The sequence below is a fragment of the Haloferax sp. AB510 genome (assembly GCF_024136985.1).
Taxonomy (GTDB): Archaea; Halobacteriota; Halobacteria; order Halobacteriales; family Haloferacaceae; genus Haloferax.
The window spans coordinates 1-23,972 of sequence record NZ_JAMYJY010000032.1; the positions used below are offsets into that span (position 1 = coordinate 1).

Genomic DNA, 23,972 nt, shown 5'->3' on the forward strand with positions numbered 1-23,972 from the left:
GGCCCGCCGTGGCCGACCCACGGACTGCTCTCCGAAGGCGACGAGGCGGAGGCCAACGGCGCGGGCGACGCGGGCGCTGCGGCCCCACCGGCTGACGACGAGTCGTGGATGGCGGCCGCCGAGATGGGCGACTTCGAACCGGCCGAACTCCACCCTGCGCCGGGTGCCGAGAGCCGCCGCGACGTAGTCGACCGCATGACGGCCATCGTGAACGCGCTGGGAGACGTGCACCACGGAATGCTCGCGCACTACCGGGAGCGCGGCATCTCAGACCCGCTCGCCGCCCACGTCGCCGCGGGCGAGACAGGCGACCAGCATCTCGCCTACGGCCGAAACCGGTCGCTCCGCCGGGCGGGATTCATCCGTCACGCCGGCCGTGGGAAGTACGAGTACGCGCTGCCGGACCTCGTGAGCGACGAGTACGCGGACCTCTTGGGCGACGACGAACTCCGGGAGACGGTCGCGGCTATCGAGGCGTCGTTCGTCGAAGAAGAAGCCGACGGCGAGTAGACGCGAGACGCGACGCGGGCCGTCGGTCGGAGTCAAAGCGGTTTTTCGACGCGCTTACAGCCCGGAGACGAGGTCTTCGAGCGCCGCGCGCGGGTCGTCGGCCTTGGCGACGCCGGAGGCGAGCAGGATGCCGGACGCGCCGAGTTCCTCGGCGGTCACCACGTCGTCGCCGGTCGAGATGCCCGCACCGCAGTAGACATCAACGTCGTCGTCGACGTTGGCCGCAGCGTCGACGGCGTCGGTGACGATGCCGGGGTCGGCGGTCGCGACGGAGACGTCGCCGCCGATGAGTTCCGGCGGCTCGACGGCGACCGAGTCGGGGCCGAGCGCGGAGACCGCGCCGATTTGGGCGGGGTTGTTGGCGCAGACGCAGGTTTCGAGGCCCGCTCGCTCGGCGGCCTGCACGGAGCCGTCGATGTCGGCGAGCTTCAGGCGCTTTTCGGAATGGTTGATGAGCGTGCCGACCGCGCCGGCCTCGGCGACGGCCTCGGCGAGGGTGCTGCCGGTGTGGCTGCCGTGGCCGTTCGGGTCGACGTGCTGGGCCCACGTCTCGACGCCGGTGTCGGCGACGCGGGAGATGTCGGCCGCCTGCGGGGAGACGGCGATGCGGACGCCGGACTCCTCGGCCACGTCGCGCGCGGCGGTGGCGACTTCGATCGGGTCACACGGGTACGCCTTGAGATTGACTAGGATGAACACAGTCGAACTCGCGTCCGGCGAGACTAATAAATTGGTTTTCGGGGCCGCGATTGCCACGAGACGGCGTCTCTCGGGCGGAAAATCGTGATAAACGGAACGGGGGACTCGGTCGAGCGGTCCCCCACGACGGTCGTCGGCGTTGTCGGCGTCGGCGGCAGTCGCTGGGGCGGGGTCGCGTCAGTCCTTGCGCTTGACGACGTCGCCGAGAGTGGTCGTCGTGGAGCCGCCACCGGACCACTCGGAGTCGTCGTCGCTCTCGCCTTCGACCAGCGAGATATCGAGTTTGCGCTCGATTTTCTTCCGGACGGAGTCCGGCGGCATGATGTCGCCGCGTTCGAGCTTGCGGATGAGGCTCGCCTTCTCGTTGAGCGACTGGGCGAGCTCTTCTTGGCTCATTCCGCGGGACTCCCGCGCCTGCCGGATGCGGTCGTCGTAGTCGGTCGCGATTTCGTCCATGTCGTCGAACATGTCGCGGCGGCGGCGCTTCGACGACGAGGAAGAAGACGACCCCGAGGAGCGAGAGGAGTTCGAGCCCGACGAGGAGGAGGTGGAGTACTTCGTGCTCGCGCTGGAAGTCGACTCGGTGCGGACCTCCGTGCCGAACTCGGCGCAGTCGTCACACAGCTGTAGTTCTGCGCCTTCGACCTTCACAGTCTTCAGAGAGGCTTGGTCGGAGCCGCACATCTCGCACTGAGGCATACACTCACGTACCCGCCCGCCGCGTATAAAAGGCACGCCACCGGCCACCGAATCGACCGGGACGTGGTCGCTACCGACTCCCGTCCGTCAGCGGGAGTGTCAGTCGGACGGTGCTCCACCCGTCGCGTCGGTCGTAATCGACTCGGCCGCCCGCGGATTCGACCACCCATTTGACGACCCACAGCCCCAGCCCGGAGCCGTGGCTGAGTTGCGTGATGTCCTCGTCGCCGAAGACGGCGGCCCACTCGATTTCTGGGATGCCGTCGCCGTCGTCGCTGACGCGGAGGGTCGCGTCGTTCTCGCACCGTTTCGCCTCGATGCGGACCGTCACGTCCTCGGAGGTGTGTTCGAGCGCGTTCTCCACGACGTTGGCGAGCGCCTGCGCGAGTTTCGGCCCGACGGACACCGGGAGCGACGGCGGGAGATCGAGGTCGAACGTCGCCGCGGGGTATCGGGTCCGCCGCGACTCGACGACGGCGTGGACCGTCGCGGTCGCATCGACCACCTCGTCGGGCCGTTGGTCGTCGAGGACGGCGGCGGCGGTTCGGGCCTTCTCGCTGACCCGCAGGAGCGTCTCGGTGTGGTCGGCGATTCGCGCGGCCGCGTGGTCGACCCGCGGGTCGGCCGTCGCCTCACGTATCTCTTCTGCCATGCCGAGGACGACGTTCATCTCGTTTCGGAGGTTGTGCCGGAGGACGCGCTGGAGCACCTGTAAGTGCTCTCTGGCCCGGCGCTGACTGGTGATGTCTGAGTAGATTGAAAAACCGTACTGCCTCCCGTCGCCGCGGCTGTAGGGGATACCTCGGTAGAGGAACTCCCGTCTCCCCCACGCGGTCTGGCGGGTGACGATGGCGTGATTGGCCTTCCCGTCGGCGGTTCGCTGGTCGAAATCGACCGCCTCGTCGTCGGCGTTCGGCGGGACGATGAAGTCGTTGAGCGACTCGCCGCGCACCTCCGCCGCGTCGTAGCCGAAGACGGCCTCGAACCCCGGATTGACCGACCGGATAATCGGTTCGACGCCGACGATTTCGAACTCGATGACCGCGTCGTCGACGAGGTCGAACAGGTGGTCGAACCGGTCGCGCTCTGTGTGCAGTCGCGCGGCCGCCGGCTCCGACAGTTCGCGGCAGACCGCGCCGACGACCCGGCCCGCGCCGGTGGCGTCCGAGTCGCCGGCGCGGTTGGCGTCTCCGCTTCCGGCACCGGCTCTGCCACTGCCGGCTCCGTCACCGGGATACGGGGCAAACTCGATTTCGACCCCGACGGCTTCGGCCGCCCCGCCGCCGACTCCCGAGAGCCGACAGCGGCACCGACGGCTCTCCCACCCACTCGCCGCTCGCACGGCGGCAGCAGCCTCGCGAACCTCCGGCCAGTCTCCGTCGGCGAGGAAGTCCGAAAACGGTCGCCCGCGGAGCGCAGCGGTGTCCGTCCCGAGATGTGCCGCGAATCCCGCTCCCGCGTGGACGACGACGCCCGCCGCGTCGAGGACGAACATCACTCGGCGACGGCCGAGCACCGCGGGCGCTCACTCACGGCGCGAGAAAACAGATATCGTGGGGTTCGGTGGCGAAATTGCGCGAGTATGTGAGTGTGTGTTGCGCAGTTGTGTCTCATTCGATTCGTTCTTTGGTGATGATCTGAAACATATAAATCCGCGGTAGCGGGCAACATCCTCGGGCAGTCGGTCGGGTTACGTCAGGTCGCCCCACGCGCCCCAGAAGCGCTGGACTGCGGTGAGGTGGCCGACGACGGCGAAGAACACGAGGAGCCAGCCGACGAGCGTGAACCCGCCGAGCGTGCCGGTGTAGACGGCGGACGCGAGGCCGACGAGACCCATGAGCGCCAGTCGGTCGGCGCGCCCGACGAGACCGCCGTACGCGCGGCCGAGTCCGACCGCCTGAATCTGCGTGCCGAGGTAGGAGGTCATGAGGACGCCCGTGACGGCGGCGAGACCCAGCGCGAACGAGTCGATACCCGCGGCGAGACCGACGAGGACGACGATGTCGGCGTAGCGGTCGAGGACGTGATCCAGTAGGTCGCCGGCCTTCGAGGAGACGCCCTGTTCGCGGGCGAGGGCGCCGTCGACGAGGTCGAGCCAGCCGTTACAGAAGACGAACACCGCGCCGAGACCGTACCAAAGCGGGTCGGCGAGGCCGAAGGCGACGCCGGCAGCGACGGCGAACCCGAAGGCGACGACGCTCACGCCGTTCGGCGAGAGGCCGGCGGCGTCGGCGACCGAGACGAACGGGGCGAGCAACTTGTCGGCGGTGTCGCGGTACTGGTCCAGCGTCATAGGTAGTCGATGAAGTCGACGGTCCCCGCCGAGGGTTCGCGCTCGCCCGCGACGACCGCCGCGATATCGTCGGCGACGGCGTCGGGGTCGCGGTCGGTCGTGTCGATTTCGTACACCGACTCCTCGCCGTGGAACTCGACGGCCTCGCCGAGAATCACGTCCAGCGCTTCGGACTCGCGGTTCTCTCGCGCCTTCGCCTCGGATTCACCGCGGTCGAGAAGGCGCTGTTCGAGGATGTCAGGGCGACAGCGAAGCACGACCACACGGTCGGCCTCGAAGTGGTGTGCGAGGTGGCTCTCGACGATGCCGTCCCAGTCGCCGAGTTCGTCGCGGGCGGCGTCGAGGTCCACCACGAGCGTGTCGCGGTCCTCGTCGCGCTCGGTCCAAAGGCCTTCGACCTTGACGAGTCGGTTGAGGTGGACCACGTCGAGGTCGAGGTCGTCGGCGACGCGCTCGGTGGCGGTGGTCTTGCCGGTCCCGGGCGTGCCGGTGACGACGACTCTCACGCCGGCGGCACCTCCGAGACGATGCGGTTGAGCACGTCCACGGCGCGCTTCGTCTGTGCTTCGGTGCCGCAGGAGACGCGGATGCACTCCGGCAGGCCGAAGCTCCCGCAGTCGCGGACGATGACGCCCTCGCGCTGGGCGGCCTCGGTGACGGCGGTGGCGTCGCCGACCTCAACGAGGACGAAGTTGCCCTCGCTTTCCCACGTCGGCGCGTTCGAGGTGCTCGCGGAGGTCGCGCGGGACCACCGGGCCGACTCGACGGACTTCTCGACGTGTTCCTCGTCGTCGAGCGCGGCGAGCGCGGCGCGGCAGGCGACCTCGCTGGCGGCGAACGGCGTGTTCACGCGGGCGTAGGCGTCGGCCCACGCTTCGGGGACGCAGGCGTAGCCGATGCGGAGGCCGGCCAGCCCGTACGCCTTCGAGAACGTCCGCAGGACTGCGATGTTGTCGTACTCCGAGAGCAGGTCGATGGCCGACGGTTCCTCGGCGAACTCGCCGTAGGCCTCGTCGACGACGAGGAGCGTGTGGTCCTCGACCGACTCGGCGAGTTCGACGAGTTCGTCCCGCGGGAGCACGGAACCCGTTGGATTATGCGGCGTCGTGAGGTAGACCATGCGCTCGCCGTCGTAGGCGTCGAGGACGAGGTCGGCGGTCTGCTCGAAGTCGTCGCCCTTCGACACCTCGTACTGGACGGCGTCGCCGTGGTGGTACCGGGCGCTCATCGAGTAGTACGAGAAGCCGGGCGACGGTTCGAGAATCCGGTCGTCCGGTTCGAGCATCGCGCGCGTCAGGTAGTCGATAGAACCGTCAGCGCCGGGCGACACCCACACCTGTTCGGCTTCGAGGCCCCACTTGTCGGCGAGGCGTTCTGTCAGGTCCGTGTGGGCCGTCTTCGGGTAGACGCTCACGGTCGGGGCGGCGTCCTCGATGGCGGCGACCGTCTTCGGACTCGGGCCGTGGGGGTTCTCGTTCGAGGAGAGTTTCGTCAGGTCCTCGGGGTCCATCCCGAGTTCGCGGGCGACCTCCTCTGTCCCGCGGCCGGGTACGTAGGGAGCGTGCGCGGAGAGGTCCCGTGGTTGCATGGTCGGAAAATGCGGGTCGCGGTTCTTAAGCGTGCGTACTCCGGGACGGTGCGGTCCTCATTCGAGTGCCGCCTGAAGCGACTCGGCGAGTCGAAGCGAGAGCGCCGCGATGGTGAGCGTCGGGTTCATCGCCCCGCCGGTCGGGAAGACGCTCGACCCCGAAATCCAGAGGTTGTCGAGGTCGTGGGCCCGGCACTCGGCATCGACGACGCTCGACTCGGGGTCGTCGCCCATCCGCGTCGTCCCCATGTGGTGGTACGCGGGGCCGGTCTCGTCGGGGCCGACGGTCCAGCGGTCTTCGACGCCGAGTTCGTCCAGCACGCGCGCCTGAATCTCGTTGGCCCGCGAGAGCGCGGCTTCCGTCTGTTCGTCGACGGACCAGTGTATCTCGGGAACGGGGTCGCCGAGGTCGTCGGTCGTCTCCCGGTCGAGGCCGACGTAGTTGTCCTCGCGGGGGAGCTGTTCGACCAGCGCGCCCATGGACACGTGCGTACCGTAGCTCTCGTCCAACTGGTCGAGCAGGTCGTCGCCCCACGTGTCGGCGTGGAGGGCGTCGATGACCGGCGACGGGCCGGCGTAGTTGAGAAACTCCAGTTTGAGGCCGTTGACCGGGTCGGCGTCGTCGTAGAACTGGTGGCACTCGCTGGTGTTGAAGCCGACGTGGTTCTGTCGCGTGGGGCGGTCGAGGCGGCCGCCCATCCCGGCGAACAGGTGGTCCATGAAGTACCGACCGACGGCGCCCGAGGAGTTAGCGAGGCCGTCGGGGTAGCGGTCGGAGTCGGACAGCAACAGCAGTCTGACGTTCTCGACGCCGCCGCAGGCGAGGACGAACTGGGTCGCCTCCTGCCTGTGGGTCTCGCCGTCGGGTGTCGTGTAGGCGGCGGCGACCACGCGCTCGCCCGCCTCGTCGTGTTCGAGCCGTCGGACTCGCGCCCGGTCGATGACCCGCGCGCCCGCGGCTTCGGCCTTCTCGACGTGGGACTCGGCGGTGTACTTCGCGCCGGAGGGACAGACCGGCTTGCACGTTCCGTAGCCGACGCAGGGCGACCGGTCGTCGTACGGTTCGGAGTTGCGGGCGTTTCCCACCGAGTGCATGTCGATGCCGAGGCGCTCGCAGGCCTCGGCGAAGATGGAGTCCGAGTGCGACGGCCGGAAGGCGGGAAGCGGGTAGGGCTCGTCCCGTGGCGGCGCGTAGGGGTTGTCGGCCGCGCCCGCGACGCCGAACTCGCGCTCTGCGGCGGCGTAGTACGGTCGGAGGTCGTCGTAGCCGATTGGCCAGTCGGCCCCGACGCCGTGTCTGGCGTCGAGTTCGAAGTCGCGCTCGTGGAGGCGCATCACCATCCCCTGCCAGTGGAGCGTCGACCCGCCGACGCCCTTCACGCGGGCGGCGTTCAGCGGGTAGAACGACTCGCCGGTGGAGGAAAACGCGTCCCGCGGGCCGCCCATCTCCCACGGGCCACCGAGGCCGGGACGGACGTGCTGTTCCAGTTGTTCCCGCCTGTCGCCGTCGAAGCGCGGCCCGGCTTCGAGGACGACGACCGTCGCGCCCGACTCGGCGAGACGATGGGCCACGAGGCCGCCGGCGGGTCCGGCACCGACGATGCACACGTCGGCGTCGGCGACGGAGGTCCTATCCATCGCCCTCACCGCCGGAGTCAGTCGTCTCGGGGTCGTCCATCGTCGCCCGCCGGTAGCTCTCGGCCCCGCCGGGGTGGCCGATGGGGTTCTCGATGCCGACGAGGCGGCCACCGGTCGGCGAGGCGTAGAAGGCGTAGAGCAGTTCGTTCACGACGTGAAATCGAAGGCGCTCGGAGAGCGTTCCAGCCGGAACCGGGTCGGCCGCGTCGACGCCGAGTTCGCGGAGCAGGCGGTCGCGGTCGTCCGCCGGCAGGTCGGTGAAGGCCGCGCCCTCCCAGTCGCGGGCCACGTCGTCCAACTCGGTCGCGGCATCGACCATCGCGGCCCGCCGCGAGTCGTCTCTCGCGCGCCCGACGACGTAGGTCTCGACGAACTCCGAGACTCCTTCGGCCGCACTCGGGTAGACCACCTCGGCCGCGGCGACCATCGTCTCGCGCACCGCGGTCGGCGGGGTGCCGTCGGCGTCGGCGTCGCCGTCACCGCCACGTTCGCCGTCCGAACCGCGACCCTCGCCGGTCGACTCGGCGGTCGGCGGGTCGAACTGCGTCAGCGACACGGCCCCGCCGGTGACGCCGAGACCGGCGAGCACGGCCAGCGCGTCCCGTCGCGTCAGTCGCATTCGGCGGGGATTAGGCCAGCCTAATTATAGGGTTTGTCCTCTCAGCCCGCGCGGTCGAGGACGACGGCGACGACGCCGAAGGTGATGACCGCCGGGAGGACCGCGACGAGCATGTCGAACCGCGCGTCGAGGTTGTACGCGAGGACGAGCGCCTGCACGTACGCGAGAAACGTCGCCAGTATCGTATCGAAGACGGGTGGGACGCTGGTTCCGCGTCCCATTGCCCCGGCGAACCGGGTGACGAGGAGCGCGCCGATGCCGATGACCGGGATGAGCAGCACGCCGAGCGGGGCGGCGACGAAGGAGTCAGGGTCGTCGCCGATGCCGAAGTGAATCGCGACCGAGGAGGGAAGTGCGGGAAGGAGGACGACGCCCGCGACGGCGCTGAGTGCGAGTATCGCGACGCCGACGAGTGTCAATCGAGGGACACGCATACGGCTCCGTCACGGCTCCGAGGTGAAAAAAGGACGCCTCAGTCCTGTCGAACGTCGTGTTCGAGGACGCCGACGCCCTCGACTTCGACCTCGACGGTGTCGCCGTCTTCCAGCGGGCCCACGCCCTCGGGCGTCCCCGTCGAGATGACGTCGCCGGCTTCGAGCGTCATGTAGGTCGTGATTTCGGCGACGAGGTCGGGAATCGAGAAGATGAGATGCTCGATGCTGGAGTCCTGTCGCGTCTCGCCGTTCACGCGGAGCGAGATGCTCGCGTCGTCGGGGAGGTGGTCGGGGTCGGCGAGGACCGGCCCGAGCGGGGCCGAGCCGTCGAACGCCTTCCCGCGGACCCAGTTCGTCTCGATGTCCTGGTCGTCGCGGTTGGACACGTCGTTCATCACGGTGTAACCGGCGATGACGTCCTCGGCGTCCTCGGCCGCGACGTTCCGGCACTGCTCGCCGATGACGACCGCGAGTTCGGCCTCGTGTTCGACGTTCTCCTTGCCCGCGGGGAGCGTCACAGTGTCGCCGTGACCGGCGAGCGCGTTCGGCGGCTTGAGGAACAAAAGCGGCCGGTCGGGGACCTCCTCGTCGCGCTCCTCGGCGTGCTTGGCGTAGTTGCGGCCGATACAGACGATTTTCGACGGCTCGCATGGGGGGAGCACATCGACCTCGTCGAGGTCGTAGCGCTCGCCGCCGAAGGAGACCGAATCGCCGTGCCACTTGCCGGTTCGAACCGCGCCCGCGGGGTCGCGGAATCGGACGTGATGCATGCCCCACGCGTTGGCGGGCGGCGTGATAGGCTTTTACATTGCACGAGTCGGCCGGTGGCGTGGGACATTCTTGCACGATTCTCATCGTTTTTGTGGTTATGGGGTGACGGACGTGTATCGGCCGTCCCGGACAGTTCGTTCGAGTGGACTCGGGCGGCCGATTCTGCTGTCGAAACCGACACGAGAGCGGCGGAGCCGCCCCGTCGGATGTCGCCGAGAAACTCCGATGAGTGACACCGCCGAAAAGCGGTCACACCGCCCCCTGCGAATAGCTTTTTGTGTATTTCGCCTGTAACAACCGAGTGCTATGGAACTCACCTGGCACGGTCACTCGACGTGGTACGTCACGGTCGGAGACACCTCGCTTCTCATCGACCCGTTCTTCGACAACCCCGCCACGTCTCTCGACCCGAGCGACGTGGAGACGCCGGACTACGTACTCCTCACACACGGGCACGCGGACCACATCGCCCACGCAGGCGAGTTCGACGGCGCGACGGTCGTCGGCACGCCCGAACTCACCGGCTACGTCGAAGCCGAGATGGGCGTCGACGAGACCATCGGGATGAACATCGGCGGGACGGTCGAACTCGGCGACGCGTTCGTCACGATGGTCCGTGCCGACCACACCAACGGCATCAACACCGGCTACGAGCACGAGGCCGGCATGCCCGGCGGCTACATGATTAGCGATACGCTGCCGACACAGGAGACCGACGCCGACTCGACGACGTTCTACCACGCGGGCGACACGGGACTCATGACCGACATGCGCGAGATTTTCGGCGCGTACTTCGAACCCGACGCGGCCGCGCTTCCGGTCGGCGACCACTACACGATGGGGCCGTGGCAGGGCGCTGTCGCCGCCGACTGGCTCGGCGTCGACCACGTGTTCCCGATGCACTACAACACGTTCCCGGCCATCGAAATCGACGTGCGCGACTTCGAGCGCGAGGTGAAAGCCGCCGGCAGTCAGGCCGAGGTCCACGCCCTCGACGGCGACGAGTCGTTCACGCTCGAATAGGCCCTCGCCCTGCTCGGCGACGCCCCGTTTCGGGTCGTCGCTTGTGCACACCGTTGTCCTATTGAGGAACTTTTAGGGTCGGTCGCTCCGTTCCTCGGAATGAATGTCCGACATCCAGACCTCTACTGTCAGTGAGGACGGTTTCGCATGCACGAGCCAGGTCGGCGACTTCGACCTCCAGATCGACGCCACCGACGAAACGGGTCCGAACCCGAACGCCGCGCTCGTCGCGACGTACGCCTCCTGTTTCCTCCCCGCCTTCCGCGTCGGCGGTCAGAAGACGGGCTTCGACGACCTCGGTAAGGTCCAGATCGACGCCGACGCCGACCTCGACGACGGCGACGACCTCACGAGCATCAGCTTCGACGTCTACGTGGAGTCCGACCTCTCGGACGACGAGTTCGCCGAAATCACGGAACTCGCCGAGGACATCTGCCACGTCCACGACGCGCTCCGCGACGAGCTGCAGGCCGACGTGACCGTCGTCGGCGACGCGTTCTAAGCGTCGCTCGCCGCTCGCGCCGACACGCACTCGCATTCTTTTCGCAGAAATCGAAGCCGCCAGCGACGGGTGTCGCGGCGGACTCGGGGACGCCCCGCCGGGTCAGTAGCGGCGCTTCTTATAGCTTCGAAGACTCATAGCCTCGCCTTCCACGATGATAACCTCGCGGTCTTGGGGGTCCGATTCGACGACGTCGTCGACCTGTTCGCGGAAGTACGGGCTGTTCGGCTCTTCCATACCACTCCCTTCGTCGCCCCTAATAAAAATCTTTGTCAGACATTCTCACACGCGATATCGTGTGAGCGGCTCGGCGAATCAGTCGTCAGCGGCCGTTGCGGCCGGTTCGTGGCTGATTTCGGTGCCGAGAACGTCGAGGAACGCCGCCAGCCACTCGGGGTGGTCCGGCCACGCCTGCCCCGTGACGAGGTTGCCGTCGACGGTCACCTCGTCGACCCACGAGCAACCCGCGCGCTCGACTTCCGCGCGAACGGCGGGATAGGCGGTCATCTCGTAGCCGTCGAGGACGCCCGCGGCGGCGAGAATCTGTGGCCCGTGGCAGATTGCGGCGACCGGCTTGCCCTCGTCGAAGAAGTGCCGGACGGCGTCCAGTACCTCGTCGTAGCCGCGGAGATACTCCGGCGCGCGGCCGCCGGGGACGACGAGCGCGTCGTAGTCCGCGGGGTCGATATCGGCGAACGTCGCGTTCAGCGCGAAGTCGTGACCGCGGGTCTCCAGATACGTCTGGTCGCCGCGGAAGTCGTGGACGGCGGTCTTACACCGGTCGCCGTCTTCCTTTTCCGGACACACCGCGTGGACCTCGTGACCCACCATCTGCAGCGCCTGGAACGGTACCATAATCTCGTAGTCCTCGACGAAGTCGCCGGCGAGGAGCAGAATCTTCTTTCCGGACATGGGCTTCACCCGGTCGGTAGTTGTCGCGTCAGAACGATAATGATTGTGCAGGTGGTGATGGCGGCGGTTCGGAAGTCGACTCTCAGCCACTCTCGCGGCCGAAGGGCGGCTATTTCGAGAGGATGTGACCTATTTCGAGAGGATGCGACCGATGTCGCCGAGGCCGTCGAGGACGTGGTCGGGTTCGTACTCGCTCGCCGCGAGGGCCGCGTCGTCGGTCACGCCGGTTCGGACGAGCGCGGTCCCCATGCCCGCATCGAGGCCGAACGCGATGTCGGTATCGAGGCGGTCACCGACGATGAGGACCTCTTCGGGCGGCAGGCCGAGTCTGTCGAGGACGTACTCCTGTGCGACCCGCGAGGGCTTGCCGAGAATCGCGTCGGGGTCGCGCTCGGCGACGCCCGCGACGGCGTTGATAATCGCGCCCGATCCGGGGATGTCGCCGTCGGCGGTCGGGATGATGACGTCGGGGTCGGTGCCGTAGAAGGCCGCCCCGGTGCGGAGCGCGCGGTTGGCGTCGCGGAGGTCGTCGTAGTCGAACTCGCGGTCGATGGCGACGACGACGACTTCGGGCTCGTCGCCCGCCCCGACGAGTTCGAGGCCGGCGTCTCGAAGCTGATCGTGGAAGCCCGACTCGCCGATGCAGAACGTCCGCGCACCGGGGTGTCTGTCGGCGAGGTACGCCGTGGTGGTCGTGCCCGAGGTGACGACCTCGTCGGCGGTCGCCTCGATTCCGGCCCGGCGGAGCCGCGCCTCGTAGGCGACGGGGGCCTTCGTCGGGTTGTTCGAGACGAACAGTCGGTCGAGTCCGGCGGCGTCGACGGTCGCGAGTCCGTCGAGCGCGCCCGGGATCGCTTCGTCGCCGCGGACAACGGTTCCGTCAACGTCGAGAACCACACCTCGGTAATCCATCGTCCTCGGTAAGGAGCCGGGGCTGTTGAACGTTCGCCCGAGAGAACCATTATGTTCATTGGTGACATATGTCGGGGTATGGGTGTCTCTTCGAAGCGGTTGGTCGGGTGGCTTCGCGGGCCGGCGACCGGCAACAGCGCCATGGGCGTCTACGGGCTCGTGACGGCGATGGTCGCGCTGTTTCTGACCTACTCCATCGTGGCCACATTCTCCGTCGTCCTCCCGCTGTTGTCGACGACGGCCATCGTCCTCACGGCGCTCGTTGTGTGGGTGCTGACGTGGGCGGTCCTCGACGTGGTCGCCAGCCGGACGATTCGCGAGTCGTCGGCCTGAGGGACTCACGGGGTTGCGGCGGGACCGTCACAGAACCAAAGACCAATATGCGCGTCGCCCTACTCGTTTACCGTGACGAACACGCAGCTGACACTCGTCCAAATCGACAACTACGGGCCGTGGACGGTCACCCCGGACCCGCGGCGGGAGATGGACCTTCAAACGCTCCAGTCGCGGCTCTTCGCCGACTTGGCCCAGTTCGTCGGCTCTCGCGACGGGTACGCGTTTTTCACCCGGTTCGACAACATGGTCGCGGTCACGAACGGGCTCGACCGCGACGACCACGAACTGCTGCAGGAGTCTATCGGAAACCGCTATCCCGTAACGCTCAGTCTCGGTATCGGCGCCGACCGGTCGCCCGCGGTCGCACTCGAACGCGCCACCGACCGCATCCAGCGCGCCGGAAGCGCACAGGATGGCGACCGCCGCGAGGTACTCTCCGGGGAGACGCTCGCGGACGCCGACCGCTCGGCGACCGACCTCCAAATCGCGCACTTCGACGTGAACGACGCGACGGGCAAGTACACCGACCGCCTCAACGAGTTCGACACGTTCATCCACATCGAACAGGGCTACGCGTCGCTCATGCGCCACCTGCGCGAGGAACACGGCGCGCTGTCGTTCTTCGTCGGCGGCGACAACATCATCTCGGTCACGCCCGACCTCACAGAAGACCAGTACCGCGACGCCATCGACCACGTCGAGGCCGAGGCGGACGTGGAACTCAAAGTCGGCATCGGCACGGCGTCGAACGCCCACGAGGCCGGCTTCGCGGCCAAGCACGCGCTCGAAGACTGCCGCCACCGCGGCACGACCGTCGAGTTCGCCGACGCCACCGTCGAGACCGCAGACGACTGAGCGATGGAGGGTCGCGCGGTCTACTTCGTGGCCCCCGAACGCGTCGAGGTCCGCGACCGCGACGTGCCCGCACCCGGCCCCGGCGAGGTCCGGGTCCGCACCCTGACCTCCGCCGTGAGCTCCGGCACCGAGCGGCTCGTCTACCGCGGCGAGGCCCCGACCGACCTCGCCGCCGACGAGTCCATCGCGGCGCTCGACGGCGACCTCTCGTTTCCGCTCCGCTACGGCTACGCCGCCGTCGGCGAAATCGAGGCCGTCGGCGACGACGTACCGGACTCGCGGCTCGGGAGCCGCGTCTTCGCGTTCAACCCCCACGAGAGCCGCTTTCTCGCGTCCCCCTCGGAACTCATCTCCGTCCCCGACGACGTGACCGACGAGCGCGCCGCGCTCCTGCCGACCATGGAGACTGCGCTCAACTTCGTGATGGACGGTCGGCCGCTCATCGGCGAGCACGTCGTCGTCTTCGGACAGGGCGTCGTCGGCCTCGTGACCACCGCGCTCCTCGCGCAGTTCCCGCTCGGGAGTCTGACCGCGGTCGACTGCGTGGCCGAGCGCCGGTCCATCGCCGAGGGTCTCGGTGCCGACGAGGCGGTCCACCCCGAGTCGCTGGACGCCCCCGCCGACGGGGCCGACCTGACGCTCGAACTCTCGGGCGACCCCGACGCGCTCGACGACGCCCTGTCGGTGACGCGGTACGACGGCCGGGTCGTCGTCGGGTCGTGGTACGGCACCAAGCCCGCCACCCTCGACCTCGGCGGGCGGTTCCACCGCTCGCGCATCAGCGTCGAGAGCAGTCAGGTCAGCACCATCGACCCCGACCTCCGGGGGCGCTGGGACGCCGACCGCCGCTTTTCGTTGGCGTGGGACCACCTCGAAGACCTCCCGCTTGACCCGCTCGTGACCCACCGAATCGGCGTCGAGTCCGCCGCGCGCGCCTACCGTCTCCTCGAAGACGCCCCCGACGAGGCCGTCCAAATCCTCTTTACCTACCGGAACGCTTGACAGTTCATGTACCGCGTCTCGGTTCGCAGGGACCTCATCGCCCAGCACTACCTGACGGTTCCGAACCCCGGACCGGAGGGTGAGCTCCACTCCCACACGTTCACCGTCGAGGTCGAACTCTCGGGCCCGGAACTCGACGAGTACGGCTATCTCGTCGATATCGACGACGTGAAGGCCGCGCTGGACGCGACGCTGTCTCGCTACCGCGACGAGACCATGAACGAACTCGTCGAGTTCGCCGGGCAGAACCCGAGCGTCGAGCGGTTCGCCCACGAGGTGTGCGAACAGTTCGTCGAGGCGGCGTCACTCGACGCGCCCCAACACGTCTCCGTTCGCATCTGGGAGGACGACGTCGCGAGCGCGACCTACGAGACGCCGCTCTGACGTGCGGGTTGGAATCGTCGTCTACGGCCCGCTCGACGACCGTTCGGGAGGTTATCGCTACGACTCAGAACTCGTCGATGGGCTCCGCGCCGCCGGCGACGACGTGACCGTCGTCTCGCTCCCCGAGCGGTCGTACCGAAAGCGACTCCGAGACAACGTCTCCGCCGCGCGTCGCCTCCGCGGCCTCGACGTAGACGTGCTCTTGCAAGACGAACTGTGTCACCCCTCGCTCGCCGGCGCGAACGCCGCGCTCGACGACGACGTTCCAGTCGTCTCGGTCGTCCACCACCTCAACTCGCTGGAGCAGTTCCGGGCGTGGAGACGACACGCCAGACGCGCCGTCGAATCCCGGTATCTCCGCTCCGCGGACGCGTTCGTGTTCAACAGCGAGACGACGAAAGAGACGGTCGCGGCCGTCACCGACCCCGAACCGAGCGTCGTGGCGTACCCCGCCGGCGACCGTTTTTCGTCGTTCGGCGCGCCCCTCGGCGACGACGAGATACGGGTGCGCGCCGCCGACGGGCCGCTCCGGGTCGTCACGGTCTGTAACCTCGAACCGCGGAAGAACGTCGACGGCCTGCTCCGCGGTCTCTCCCGTGTCCGCGGCGACTGGGAGTTGACGGTCGTCGGCGCGACGGTCGACGCCGACTACGCCGACTCCCTTTCGGACCTCGCCGTCGCCCGCGGCGTCGACGGCCGCGTGACCTTCACGGGCCGGCTCTCGGACGCCGACCTCGCCGCGACGCTCCGAGAGTCGCACCTGTTCGCGCTCCCCTCGCACTACGAGGGGTTCGGCATCGCGGCGGTCGAGGCGATGGGGTTCGGCCTGCCGGCGCTCGTCTCGTCGGCCGGCGGCGCGAACGAACTCGTCACTCACCGCGAGGACGGTTTCCTCGTGGACCCGGCCGATTCGGCCGAAATCACCGACGCCGTGGCTCCGCTGTGTCGGAACCGTCGACGACTGCTGTCGCTCTCGCTTTCGGCCCGCGACCGCTTTCTCGCGCACCCGACGTGGGACGAGACGGCGGCGACGGTTCGCTCGTTCCTGTTGGACCTCGTCGATGCCGACAACACGGGGTCGTCCCCGGCCCGGAAGTAGCCGCGGGTCGCCGCTGCGGTCTCAGTCGCGGGCGACGCGGACCCACTCTTGGAGCGTGAAGCCCTCGTAGTCGGTCTCCGAATCGAGTTTCCACTCGTCGTCGTCCCACTCGGGGTAGAACGTGTCGCCCTCGTACTCGCCGGGAACGCGGCTCAGCACCATCCGGTCGAGGTGTGGTTGGAACAGCGCGTAGATGGCGGCCCCGCCGATGACGTAGGCGGTCTCCGCGCCCAGCGATTCCGCGATGTCGACCGCCTCCTCGACGCTCGCCGCGCGGTGAGCCGTGTCGACCGAAAACGACCGCTCGCTTCGACTCATGACGATTTGGGCGCTCCCCGGCAGGTCGTCGAGCATCGACTCGAACGTCGTCCGGCCGAGCACCACCGGATCGTCGGCGATGCGGTTTCGGTACTGTGCTTTGTCGGCGGGGATGCTCGGCCACGGGAGTTCGCCGTCGCGGCCGATGACGCGGTTCTCGGCGAGCGCGGCGACAGAGACGAGTTCCATCACTCTCACGTCGGGAGCGCGCGAGAAAATCGTTGTGCAGCGCCGGCGTCGTCTCGTGGTCGTCCCGTGGTCGTTCCGGGTCGTCCCGGGTCGTCGGACCGTCGACGACCAACGGGCCGACGCTCAGCCGCTCCGGTCGACGATTCGCCGACAGTCCTCGATGAACTGGAGGAGGTCCGTCCCGGCGTCGGTTCCGATGCTGATAATGATTCGCTCCGCCTCGGAGAACGGAAACTGCAGGACGAACGCGTTCTCGTAGTAGTGGACGACGGCGCGGCGTTCGCCGATGGGGTGGGTGTCGATTCCGGGCGTCGCAAACGGCGTCTCGACGCGGAGGTCGGAGACGACTTCAGTCAACGTCCCTTTCGTGTATTGCTCCGAGAGGTCGTCGCGGAGATACTCCAGTTCGTATCCGTCGTCGTCGGCGATGACTACCGTCCGGAGTCCGTCGCCGATTCGCCTGCTGAGGTACTCGGCGAGTCGGCGCGCTGTGTCCCGTACCATACCGCGCCGTCGCTCCAAGCGCCTATAGTTCATTGGTATCTTTGTGGTATTTTCTCCGGGCCGAACGTCAATAGTTTTCAAACGAGCGACAACAACTGCGGGGTATGGAGAAGCAACCGCGGGACGTCCGGCGCGACGGTGCGCTAGTCCTCCTCGGGTTCGCGGGGTTGGTCGCGCTCCACACGGTGGCTCCAGCGGACTCTATCTCGGGCGTTGCCGAGGTGTTTCGGGGCGTCCTCTTCGGCGGGTCCGTCTCGGTGATGGCAGCGGGCGTCTTCCGCGTGCCCGACGAGCAGGCGTTTCGGCTGACGGCCGCGGTGGCCGCGGGGTTCGCGCTGGGCACCCTCGCGTTTCTACTGTGAGGGCGGCTTCGTGGCCCTTGCGGAAGAACTGTATTGACTGGACTACCGAACTGTTCGCCCCTCACCCTTGGCGGCGCTGTCGCTCTTCTCTGGTGGAGAATCGCTCACAGAGAACGCACCTCCGGGGTTCCGCTAAACCGGCGGTACAGCGCCTCTGCTACTAAATAAAACCCTACGAAAGAATTAAGGTTAGAGTGGGGCCGGAGGGATTTGAACCCCCGATCGACTGATATCTCCGGTGGGCACCTCGGAACTCCAGAGGGTCGTCAACACGGCCGATGATCAGTCGGCCGCTCAGTATATCAGCTGGAGTGTCGTCCCGGGCGCCAAGCCTCTGGAGTCAGTCGCCATGCCGGGCTTGGCCACAGCCCCGATTCGTGCTGTCTGCACTCTCTCGTATGGCGATTTTTCTTAAAGGGGTTTCGATTCTACTCGTCGCGGTCGTCGTCGGCCCAGTCGCACTCCTGGCACTTGTAGGCCGTCACGAACTCCGTCACGCTCGGCATGTAGCCCACCTGGATGACGTTCTCGCCGCACTCCGGGCAGTCGAAGTCGGCGTCCTGAATCGGCTCGGCGTCCATCGGGCGTTCGCCCTCGACGAGTTCGGCGAGCGTCTCGGGCGTGACCATTCGTCCTTGTACGACGCGGTTGCTCATACCCGTGCAACCGTCCCGAAGTAAGTAAGCCCTCCGCCAGCGGTTGGAGTCCGCGTCGCCGCGGGCGGCCGCGAGGCCGCACCCCGGACCGGTTCAGGGCGTCGCCACCGTCACGGTCCGGGTGCGCGGGCCGTCGCACTCCACGAGGAGGACGGACTGCCACCGACCGAGGTCGAGGTCGCCGCTCGCGACCGGTATCGAGACGCCGTTGCCGACGAGGAGTGCCCGGAGGTGCGAGTCGGCGTTCCCGTCGAGTTCGTCGTGGTCCCAGCCGTCGTCGGGGACCGCCTCGGCGAGCATCGACTCGATATCACCGAGCAGTCGGGGTTCGGCCTCGTTGACGCAGACGCCGGTGGTGGTGTGTTTCGAGAAAACCGTACAGACGCCGTCGGAGTCGGCGGGTATCGCGTCCGCGACTTCGTCCGTCACGTCGATGACCTGAAGCCGGCGCTCGGTTCGAACGTCGAAGGTCCGTCGCATGCGACGGGGTTCGTCGGCCGGGAGAAAAAGTCGCCCGGCGGGTTACAGCCACGGCGCGCGGGACTCCTCCTCGCCGGGGTAGCCGTACCCCGGTTCGGAGTCGTCGTCGGTCTCGTCCGCGTCGTCCACCAGCGCGTCGTAGTCGGTCGGGTCGGCGTCGTCACCGCCGTCTGCGACCGCGCCGTTGGCGTTGGGCGTGGCCGACTCGGGGGAGGGGGCGTCGTCGACGAACTCGTCGAGGTCCGCGCCGTCGGAACCGGGGTCGAACGAGAACAGCGCGGTGACGCCGAGGACGCCGAGGGCGACGGGCGCTTGCGTCGGCATCAGGCCGAGCACTTCGAGCGCCAGCATGCCGAGGGCGACCGAGCTACCGAAACGGAAGAGGTCGATGTCGACGTTGCCGCGGAGCTGCGGGGCGAACAGCGCGACGGCACCGGCGAAGCCGACGCCCGTGCCGGCCGCCGCACCGGCGCTGAGCAGGCGCATCGGGTTGGGGTTGACGATGAGTTCGAACCCGGAGGGCTCGAGGCTCGCAACGAGGCCAAGTCCGATGATGATGCTCGGCGAGGGGAGGTACTCACCGACCTTCGAGGAGGCCGTCTTTGCCGCCACGGCGAGGATGACGAGGCCGGCGAAGCGGTGGAACAACTCGAAGTTCAGGAGCGTCTCGATGGTCTCCGCGACGGCGGCCTCGGCGACCGCCACCGGGATGAGCAGCACGCCGAGCAGGAGGATGGACGTGAGCTGTTCGCGGCGCGTGCCGTCCATCTCGGCGAGGATGACCGCGACCGTCGCGGAGCCGCCGAAGATGAGCAGGCCGGTCTGGAGGATGCCCGTGACCGAGGGGTCGCCCGTGGTGGTCGTCAGCGCCCCCGCGATGATGAGCGCTGGGAAGATACCGTCGATGAGGGGAAGCCCCATGACGGTTGCGAGCAGACGGGTGGCACCCCCTACCTGTTGCTCGAGGCGAAGGGCGACCGGGTGGCGTGAGACACTCATTCGATGTTACTGGCCTTCACCATGGCCCAAGCGGCGATACGAACGCAATTCGGACAGGGGCGTGCTGGCGCTCTGCACGCGAAGCCCATTTCGTCCGAAATTGAACTCCCGTTTAAATGTCTGCCACATCGCTGTAAAGAGAATGCCGGAGTCGGAGGTCGTTTGACCGGCAATGCGCGATGCGGCGGGACACGTGGAGTCCATACAAGATTACATTAGGACAGGAGTATTAAACGTTGTGTGGGATACGACCGCATGGGACATAGATTTCTCTGGCCCTATTATAAAAGAGACTGACGATTCTTCGGATATAGATTGAAATCTCGAAGATACGGTGGTACAAGTTCGTGAATATGGTGATTATTCACGATGGTCTTGTGATTCGGTACACCGTGACGAGGGGACGAACGTCCCGGCGCGGTCGGGGTCAAGGGCGTCCGTCGCTCGCGGGTGTCGTCACGTGTTCTGGTGTCCGTCTCGGTCCGCCGGCGATGCGAAGAATACTCACGCACATGTATACATCACCGAACTGGTTTGCGATACATCGACACGCCCGTGCTATCTCGCAACCCTTTTGTCGTCGCCGCAACCACGCTTGATATGGCGAACGACGTTCCTGACCGAGAACCCTTCACCGAGAAGCTACGGGTGCCCGAATCCCTCACATTCGACGACGTGCTGCTCCGCCCGATGGAGAGCCGCGTCGAACCCGACGACGCCGACGTGTCGACGCGCGTCTCGAAGAACGTCGAACTCAACATTCCCATCCTTTCTGCGGCGATGGACACCGTCACCGAGAGCGGGATGGCTATCGGGATGGCCCGCGAGGGCGGCCTCGGCGTGCTCCACCGCAACATGAACGCCGAGCAGATGGTCCGCGAAATCGAGCGCGTCAAGCGCGCCGACGAACTCGTCATCCGCCGCGAAGACGTGGTCACGGCCAACCCCGGCCAGACCATCAGCGAGGTCGACGAGATGATGGAGCGCGCCGGCGTCTCCGGCGCGCCCGTCGTCGACGACGACGACGTGGTCCTCGGCATCATCTCCGGCACCGACATCCGCCCGTACCTCGAAGTCGGCGAGTCCGACGAGGTCAGCGAGGCCATGACCGACGAGGTCATCACGGCCGAGCGCGAGGTGACCGCCCGCGACGCGCTCGAACTCATGTACGACCACAAGATAGAGCGCGTCCCCATCGTCGACGACGACAGCCGTCTCGTCGGCCTCGTCACGATGCAGGGCATCCTCCAGCGCCGCGAACACGAGAACGCCGCCCGCGACGACGACGGCCGCCTCGTCTGCGGCGTCGCCGTCGGTCCGTTCGACGACGAGCGCGCACAGATGGCTGACGACGCCGGCGTCGACGTCATCTTCATCGACTGCGCCCACGCGCACAACCTCAACGTCATCGACACCGCCCGCGACATCAAGGAGTCCGTCGAGGCGGACGTCGTCGTCGGGAACGTCGGCACGCGCGAGGCCGCGGCCGAACTCGTCGACTTCGCGGACGGCATCAAGGTCGGCATCGGCCCCGGTTCCATCTGTACGACCCGCGTCGTCTCCGGTTCCGGCATGCCTCAGATTTCGGCCGTCGCGGAGGTCGCCGACGTCGCCGCCGAGTACGATATCCCGGTTATCGCCGACGGTGGCATCCGCTACTCCGGCGACGCCATCAAGGCAGTCGCCGCCGGTGCCGACGCCGTCATGCTCGGCTCCTACTTCGCCGGTACCGACGAGGCCCCCGGCCGCGTCATCACGATGAACGGCAAGAAGTACAAGCAGTACCGCGGCATGGGCTCCGTCGGCGCGATGCAGTCCGGCGGTGCCGACCGCTACCTCAAGGAGGACAACGAGGACGAGGAGTACGTCCCCGAGGGCGTCGAGGCCGCGACGCCGTACAAGGGCTCGCTCGCGTCCGAGCTTCACCAGCTCGTCGGTGGCATGCAGTCCGGCATGGGCTACGTCGGCGCCGAGACCATCCCCGAGGTCAAAGAGCGCGCCCGCTTCGTCCGCGTCTCCGCCGCCGGCCAGACCGAGGGACACCCCCACGACGTGATGATTACCGACGAAGCGCCGAACTACAGCCCGAGCGAGTAACGCGTTCTCCGGTCTGTTCCGGTTCTCCCGTCTCGTTCGGTTCTTCGGCGCTCCCGCCTCTTCCGCTTCTTCGGCCCCGCTCACTTCTCTCGGCGCTCTCGTCATCCACACCGAATCAGCGGTCTGACGGTTCGTTACCCGGTTGCACGCGGGACGAGAACATGGGATAATTAATACGGATGTATGTCGTGCATCTACAAGCGATGGATACCGCGGAGCTACGGACCGCACTTCGGAACGCTGGGTTGTCACAGTATCAGGCGGAGGCCTACGTCGCGCTTCTGCAGCTCGGAGCGGCGAGCGCGACCGAACTCGCCGACGCCTGTGCCGTCCCGACCGCCCGTATCTACGATGTTCTCCGCGACCTCGAAGCGAAGGGCTACATCGAGACCTACGAACAGGACAGTCTCCACGCGCGAGCGTGCGACCCCCGGTCAGTGATGGAGGACCTCAAGAGCCGCGCCGTCCAACTCGACGAGGCGGCAGAAGAAATCGAGACGCGCTGGCAACAGCCAGCGGTGGACCGGCACATGCTGAGCATCGTCAAGCGCTTCGAGACGGTGTTCAAGCGGGCCGAAGAGATGATACGAGAGGCGGACGGCGAGGTGCAACTGTCCGTCACCCCCGAGCAGTTCGACGAACTCAAGCCGGCGCTCTCGGAGGCGTACGAGAACGGCGCGCTGGTGAAGGTCGTGTTGCACCCCGAGCGGACCGACGAGCTCGAACCGCTCGCAGAACAGGAGTACGACGGGGTCGCCACGGAGGTCAGACACCGCACCCTCCCGACGCCGTTCGTCGCTATCGTCGACCGGACGGGCGCGTGTTTCGCGCCGCACGACAGCTCGGTGAACCAGTACGGCGTCCTCGTCGACGACTACACGCTGGCGTACGTCTTCCACTGGTACTTCCAGACGGCGCTGTGGGAGGTCTGGGAAGTCGTCTACGACGCACAGACGGACGAACCCCCGTTCGTGTACTCCGACATCAGACACTTCGTGCAGGACACGGAACCGCTCATCCGCGACGGGAAGCGTATCATCACCCACATCAAAGGCTACGAGACCGACGAACGCGACCCCATAGAGTTCACCGGCGAAGTGACCGACGTGTACTACACGGCGGTCTCCGCGCCGACAGACACGTTGTCGTTTTCCGAACTCGCGGGGCAGGTCTGTCTGACCGTCGAGACCGACGAGGGAACCTACACCGTCGGCGGGTGGGGCGCGGTCTTGGAGGACGTCGAGGCGAACCGAATCACCGTCGAAGAGATCTCAGAGACATCTGACAGGTGAAATCTGTTCGATTCGCCGGAATGTATAACAACTCCGGGGGGCAATTAGTGCGCACAAGCGCAGTTTCGGACGGCGTTAGACAAGAGGTATTTTGATATACCACTGCACGACATTGAGTTTCGTGAGCGTCCCCGGAACACCCCTACACTACCAATGAGCGCAGAACAGCCACTGGTGCTCATCGTTGAAGATGAGCCTGACCTCGCCGATCTGTACGCAACCTGGCTTAGGAACGACTACAGCGTTCGTGTCGCCTACGGCGGCCGCGAGGCGCTGGATAAGCTCGACGACGAGGTTGACGTTGTTCTCCTCGACCGTCGAATGCCCGACCTCTCGGGCGACGAAGCGCTCTCGGAGATTCGGGACCGTGGCTTCGAGTGCCGCGTCGCGATGGTGACCGCGGTCGAGCCCGACTTCGACATCATCGCCATGGGCTTCGACGACTACCTCGTCAAGCCCGTCTCGCGTGAAGCGTTGACTGACACCGTCTCTAACCTCATCCTGCGAAACGCTTACGACGTCGGGATTCAGGACCTGTTTTCCCTCGCGTCGAAGAAGGCGCTCTTAGAGTCCGAAAAGGACGAAGCGGCGCTCGAAGAAAACGAGGAGTATCAGCAGCTCACCGCCCGGTTGACCGAACTCCGGCGCGAGCTCGACGAGACGCTTGGTCAACTCGACGAAACCGAGGGAATCTCCGCAGTCTACCGAGACATCGGCGGCGAAGTCGATATCGACAGCTCCTAATCGGGTGTGAGCGTTCCGGACGCCGACCCCTTCCATTTCTCTTTCCCGCTTTCGC

Annotated in this window: 29 protein-coding genes, 1 tRNA gene and 1 pseudogene; 12 read left to right on the forward strand and 19 right to left on the reverse strand. The window is 67.0% G+C overall.

What is annotated here, in order from left to right; genetic code table 11:
- Positions 1-510 (forward strand): annotated as a pseudogene (locus NKF06_RS08215) (ATPase); the annotation flags it as partial.
- Between the two features lie 54 nt (positions 511-564).
- On the opposite strand, the gene tpiA reads toward NKF06_RS08215, so the two are convergent.
- From tpiA to NKF06_RS08265, 10 genes are all read right to left on the reverse strand, one after another.
- A complete protein-coding gene (gene tpiA / locus NKF06_RS08220) occupies positions 565-1,209 on the reverse strand; it encodes a triose-phosphate isomerase (protein ID WP_008320970.1) in 645 nt (214 codons plus the stop codon).
- A gap of 177 nt (positions 1,210-1,386) precedes the next feature.
- Positions 1,387-1,908, reverse strand: coding sequence for a multiprotein bridging factor aMBF1 (locus tag NKF06_RS08225; protein ID WP_081909201.1), 522 nt, complete (start codon positions 1,906-1,908; stop codon positions 1,387-1,389).
- Between the two features lie 70 nt (positions 1,909-1,978).
- A complete protein-coding gene (locus NKF06_RS08230; protein WP_253245120.1) occupies positions 1,979-3,403 on the reverse strand; it encodes a PAS domain-containing sensor histidine kinase in 1,425 nt (474 codons plus the stop codon).
- Between the two features lie 195 nt (positions 3,404-3,598).
- On the reverse strand, positions 3,599-4,201 hold the full coding sequence (locus NKF06_RS08235; RefSeq protein WP_058827089.1) for a CDP-alcohol phosphatidyltransferase family protein: 603 nt from the start codon (positions 4,199-4,201) through the stop codon (positions 3,599-3,601).
- Entirely contained in the window at positions 4,198-4,707 is a 510-nt protein-coding gene (locus tag NKF06_RS08240; RefSeq protein ID WP_253245100.1) for an adenylate kinase family protein, read from the reverse strand. Before NKF06_RS08240 ends, NKF06_RS08235 begins: the two co-directional genes overlap by 4 nt.
- Positions 4,704-5,789, reverse strand: a complete 1,086-nt coding sequence (gene hisC / locus NKF06_RS08245) for a histidinol-phosphate transaminase (RefSeq protein ID WP_253245101.1) — start codon at positions 5,787-5,789, stop codon at positions 4,704-4,706. Before hisC ends, NKF06_RS08240 begins: the two co-directional genes overlap by 4 nt.
- 57 nt (positions 5,790-5,846) lie before the next feature.
- Entirely contained in the window at positions 5,847-7,427 is a 1,581-nt protein-coding gene (locus tag NKF06_RS08250; RefSeq protein WP_253245102.1) for a GMC family oxidoreductase, read from the reverse strand.
- Positions 7,420-8,046, reverse strand: a complete 627-nt coding sequence (locus NKF06_RS08255) for a gluconate 2-dehydrogenase subunit 3 family protein (protein ID WP_253245103.1) — start codon at positions 8,044-8,046, stop codon at positions 7,420-7,422. Before NKF06_RS08255 ends, NKF06_RS08250 begins: the two co-directional genes overlap by 8 nt.
- 41 nt (positions 8,047-8,087) lie before the next feature.
- Positions 8,088-8,480, reverse strand: a complete 393-nt coding sequence (locus NKF06_RS08260) for a DUF1648 domain-containing protein (RefSeq protein WP_253245104.1) — start codon at positions 8,478-8,480, stop codon at positions 8,088-8,090.
- 38 nt (positions 8,481-8,518) lie between these two features.
- A complete protein-coding gene (locus NKF06_RS08265) occupies positions 8,519-9,250 on the reverse strand; it encodes a fumarylacetoacetate hydrolase family protein (protein WP_253245105.1) in 732 nt (243 codons plus the stop codon).
- 307 nt (positions 9,251-9,557) lie between these two features.
- On the opposite strand from NKF06_RS08265, the gene NKF06_RS08270 reads away from it, so the two are divergent.
- Entirely contained in the window at positions 9,558-10,274 is a 717-nt protein-coding gene (locus NKF06_RS08270; RefSeq protein ID WP_042663792.1) for a metal-dependent hydrolase, read from the forward strand.
- Between the two features lie 103 nt (positions 10,275-10,377).
- Positions 10,378-10,776, forward strand: coding sequence for an OsmC family protein (locus NKF06_RS08275; RefSeq protein ID WP_006600356.1), 399 nt, complete (start codon positions 10,378-10,380; stop codon positions 10,774-10,776).
- A gap of 102 nt (positions 10,777-10,878) precedes the next feature.
- Here NKF06_RS08275 and NKF06_RS21010 read toward each other — a convergent pair whose 3' ends face one another.
- From NKF06_RS21010 to NKF06_RS08285, 3 genes are all read right to left on the reverse strand, one after another.
- Positions 10,879-11,013: a hypothetical protein gene (locus NKF06_RS21010; RefSeq protein WP_004968055.1), complete on the reverse strand. Its 135-nt coding sequence runs from the start codon at positions 11,011-11,013 to the stop codon at positions 10,879-10,881.
- Between the two features lie 78 nt (positions 11,014-11,091).
- Positions 11,092-11,688 (reverse strand): DJ-1/PfpI family protein, encoded by a 597-nt coding sequence (locus NKF06_RS08280; protein ID WP_253245106.1) that lies wholly within the window; start codon positions 11,686-11,688, stop codon positions 11,092-11,094.
- A gap of 129 nt (positions 11,689-11,817) precedes the next feature.
- The gene (locus NKF06_RS08285; protein ID WP_253245107.1) at positions 11,818-12,600 is read right to left on the reverse strand and encodes an HAD-IIA family hydrolase; all 783 of its coding nucleotides are present in this window, start codon (positions 12,598-12,600) and stop codon (positions 11,818-11,820) included.
- 78 nt (positions 12,601-12,678) lie between these two features.
- On the opposite strand from NKF06_RS08285, the gene NKF06_RS08290 reads away from it, so the two are divergent.
- From NKF06_RS08290 to NKF06_RS08310, 5 genes are all read left to right on the forward strand, one after another.
- Positions 12,679-12,933 carry a hypothetical protein gene (locus NKF06_RS08290; protein ID WP_058827098.1) on the forward strand — a complete coding sequence of 85 codons (255 nt, stop codon included), beginning with the start codon at positions 12,679-12,681 and terminating at the stop codon, positions 12,931-12,933.
- A gap of 72 nt (positions 12,934-13,005) precedes the next feature.
- A complete protein-coding gene (locus NKF06_RS08295) occupies positions 13,006-13,791 on the forward strand; it encodes a GTP cyclohydrolase III (protein ID WP_253245108.1) in 786 nt (261 codons plus the stop codon).
- Positions 13,792-13,794: 3 nt separating this feature from the next.
- Positions 13,795-14,793 carry a zinc-binding dehydrogenase gene (locus NKF06_RS08300; protein ID WP_042663786.1) on the forward strand — a complete coding sequence of 333 codons (999 nt, stop codon included), beginning with the start codon at positions 13,795-13,797 and terminating at the stop codon, positions 14,791-14,793.
- Positions 14,794-14,799: 6 nt separating this feature from the next.
- Positions 14,800-15,177 (forward strand): 6-carboxytetrahydropterin synthase, encoded by a 378-nt coding sequence (locus NKF06_RS08305; protein ID WP_253245109.1) that lies wholly within the window; start codon positions 14,800-14,802, stop codon positions 15,175-15,177.
- 1 nt (position 15,178) lies between these two features.
- Positions 15,179-16,276, forward strand: a complete 1,098-nt coding sequence (locus NKF06_RS08310; RefSeq protein WP_253245110.1) for a glycosyltransferase — start codon at positions 15,179-15,181, stop codon at positions 16,274-16,276.
- Between the two features lie 21 nt (positions 16,277-16,297).
- Here NKF06_RS08310 and hdrA read toward each other — a convergent pair whose 3' ends face one another.
- Complete coding sequence (gene hdrA / locus NKF06_RS08315; RefSeq protein ID WP_253245111.1) at positions 16,298-16,783, reverse strand: dihydrofolate reductase HdrA; 486 nt, start codon at positions 16,781-16,783, stop codon at positions 16,298-16,300.
- 123 nt (positions 16,784-16,906) lie between these two features.
- Positions 16,907-17,287 carry a hypothetical protein gene (locus NKF06_RS08320; protein ID WP_042663782.1) on the reverse strand — a complete coding sequence of 127 codons (381 nt, stop codon included), beginning with the start codon at positions 17,285-17,287 and terminating at the stop codon, positions 16,907-16,909.
- A gap of 104 nt (positions 17,288-17,391) precedes the next feature.
- On the opposite strand from NKF06_RS08320, the gene NKF06_RS08325 reads away from it, so the two are divergent.
- On the forward strand, positions 17,392-17,649 hold the full coding sequence (locus NKF06_RS08325; protein ID WP_253245112.1) for a hypothetical protein: 258 nt from the start codon (positions 17,392-17,394) through the stop codon (positions 17,647-17,649).
- A 195-nt stretch (positions 17,650-17,844) separates the two neighbouring features.
- Here NKF06_RS08325 and NKF06_RS08330 read toward each other — a convergent pair.
- The 4 genes from NKF06_RS08330 to NKF06_RS08345 form a co-directional block, all read right to left on the reverse strand.
- Positions 17,845-18,021 (reverse strand) — tRNA-Trp (locus NKF06_RS08330).
- Between the two features lie 56 nt (positions 18,022-18,077).
- Entirely contained in the window at positions 18,078-18,305 is a 228-nt protein-coding gene (locus tag NKF06_RS08335) for a DUF5795 family protein (RefSeq protein WP_013035372.1), read from the reverse strand.
- A gap of 93 nt (positions 18,306-18,398) precedes the next feature.
- Positions 18,399-18,785, reverse strand: coding sequence for a secondary thiamine-phosphate synthase enzyme YjbQ (locus tag NKF06_RS08340; RefSeq protein WP_253245113.1), 387 nt, complete (start codon positions 18,783-18,785; stop codon positions 18,399-18,401).
- A gap of 42 nt (positions 18,786-18,827) precedes the next feature.
- Positions 18,828-19,706 carry a DUF5794 domain-containing protein gene (locus NKF06_RS08345; protein WP_253245121.1) on the reverse strand — a complete coding sequence of 293 codons (879 nt, stop codon included), beginning with the start codon at positions 19,704-19,706 and terminating at the stop codon, positions 18,828-18,830.
- 678 nt (positions 19,707-20,384) lie between these two features.
- Between NKF06_RS08345 and guaB the strand changes: the two genes are divergently transcribed.
- From guaB to NKF06_RS08360, 3 genes are all read left to right on the forward strand, one after another.
- A complete protein-coding gene (gene guaB, locus NKF06_RS08350) occupies positions 20,385-21,881 on the forward strand; it encodes an IMP dehydrogenase (protein ID WP_253245114.1) in 1,497 nt (498 codons plus the stop codon).
- A gap of 203 nt (positions 21,882-22,084) precedes the next feature.
- On the forward strand, positions 22,085-23,173 hold the full coding sequence (locus NKF06_RS08355) for a TrmB family transcriptional regulator (protein ID WP_058827107.1): 1,089 nt from the start codon (positions 22,085-22,087) through the stop codon (positions 23,171-23,173).
- Positions 23,174-23,326: 153 nt separating this feature from the next.
- Positions 23,327-23,917: a HalX domain-containing protein gene (locus NKF06_RS08360; RefSeq protein ID WP_004977278.1), complete on the forward strand. Its 591-nt coding sequence runs from the start codon at positions 23,327-23,329 to the stop codon at positions 23,915-23,917.
- Positions 23,918-23,972 lie beyond the last annotated feature (55 nt).

Excerpts from the sequence above, each read along its gene's own strand:
- NKF06_RS08225 (WP_081909201.1), bottom strand. The coding sequence starts at position 1,908 with ATGCCTCAGTGCGAGATGTGCGGCTCCGACCAAGCCTCTCTGAAGACT.
- NKF06_RS08230 (WP_253245120.1), bottom strand. The coding sequence starts at position 3,403 with ATGTTCGTCCTCGACGCGGCGGGCGTCGTCGTCCACGCGGGAGCGGGA.
- NKF06_RS08235 (WP_058827089.1), bottom strand. The coding sequence starts at position 4,201 with ATGACGCTGGACCAGTACCGCGACACCGCCGACAAGTTGCTCGCCCCG.
- hisC (WP_253245101.1), bottom strand. The coding sequence starts at position 5,789 with ATGCAACCACGGGACCTCTCCGCGCACGCTCCCTACGTACCCGGCCGC.
- NKF06_RS08250 (WP_253245102.1), bottom strand. The coding sequence starts at position 7,427 with ATGGATAGGACCTCCGTCGCCGACGCCGACGTGTGCATCGTCGGTGCC.
- NKF06_RS08255 (WP_253245103.1), bottom strand. The coding sequence starts at position 8,046 with ATGCGACTGACGCGACGGGACGCGCTGGCCGTGCTCGCCGGTCTCGGC.
- NKF06_RS08260 (WP_253245104.1), bottom strand. The coding sequence starts at position 8,480 with ATGCGTGTCCCTCGATTGACACTCGTCGGCGTCGCGATACTCGCACTC.
- NKF06_RS08265 (WP_253245105.1), bottom strand. The coding sequence starts at position 9,250 with ATGCATCACGTCCGATTCCGCGACCCCGCGGGCGCGGTTCGAACCGGC.
- NKF06_RS08270 (WP_042663792.1), top strand. The coding sequence starts at position 9,558 with ATGGAACTCACCTGGCACGGTCACTCGACGTGGTACGTCACGGTCGGA.
- NKF06_RS08275 (WP_006600356.1), top strand. The coding sequence starts at position 10,378 with ATGTCCGACATCCAGACCTCTACTGTCAGTGAGGACGGTTTCGCATGC.
- NKF06_RS21010 (WP_004968055.1), bottom strand. The coding sequence starts at position 11,013 with ATGGAAGAGCCGAACAGCCCGTACTTCCGCGAACAGGTCGACGACGTC.
- NKF06_RS08280 (WP_253245106.1), bottom strand. The coding sequence starts at position 11,688 with ATGTCCGGAAAGAAGATTCTGCTCCTCGCCGGCGACTTCGTCGAGGAC.
- NKF06_RS08285 (WP_253245107.1), bottom strand. The coding sequence starts at position 12,600 with ATGGATTACCGAGGTGTGGTTCTCGACGTTGACGGAACCGTTGTCCGC.
- NKF06_RS08290 (WP_058827098.1), top strand. The coding sequence starts at position 12,679 with ATGGGTGTCTCTTCGAAGCGGTTGGTCGGGTGGCTTCGCGGGCCGGCG.
- NKF06_RS08300 (WP_042663786.1), top strand. The coding sequence starts at position 13,795 with ATGGAGGGTCGCGCGGTCTACTTCGTGGCCCCCGAACGCGTCGAGGTC.
- NKF06_RS08305 (WP_253245109.1), top strand. The coding sequence starts at position 14,800 with ATGTACCGCGTCTCGGTTCGCAGGGACCTCATCGCCCAGCACTACCTG.
- hdrA (WP_253245111.1), bottom strand. The coding sequence starts at position 16,783 with ATGGAACTCGTCTCTGTCGCCGCGCTCGCCGAGAACCGCGTCATCGGC.
- NKF06_RS08320 (WP_042663782.1), bottom strand. The coding sequence starts at position 17,287 with ATGGTACGGGACACAGCGCGCCGACTCGCCGAGTACCTCAGCAGGCGA.
- NKF06_RS08325 (WP_253245112.1), top strand. The coding sequence starts at position 17,392 with ATGGAGAAGCAACCGCGGGACGTCCGGCGCGACGGTGCGCTAGTCCTC.
- NKF06_RS08335 (WP_013035372.1), bottom strand. The coding sequence starts at position 18,305 with ATGAGCAACCGCGTCGTACAAGGACGAATGGTCACGCCCGAGACGCTC.
- NKF06_RS08340 (WP_253245113.1), bottom strand. The coding sequence starts at position 18,785 with ATGCGACGGACCTTCGACGTTCGAACCGAGCGCCGGCTTCAGGTCATC.
- NKF06_RS08345 (WP_253245121.1), bottom strand. The coding sequence starts at position 19,706 with ATGGGGCTTCCCCTCATCGACGGTATCTTCCCAGCGCTCATCATCGCG.
- guaB (WP_253245114.1), top strand. The coding sequence starts at position 20,385 with ATGGCGAACGACGTTCCTGACCGAGAACCCTTCACCGAGAAGCTACGG.
- NKF06_RS08355 (WP_058827107.1), top strand. The coding sequence starts at position 22,085 with ATGGATACCGCGGAGCTACGGACCGCACTTCGGAACGCTGGGTTGTCA.
- NKF06_RS08360 (WP_004977278.1), top strand. The coding sequence starts at position 23,327 with ATGAGCGCAGAACAGCCACTGGTGCTCATCGTTGAAGATGAGCCTGAC.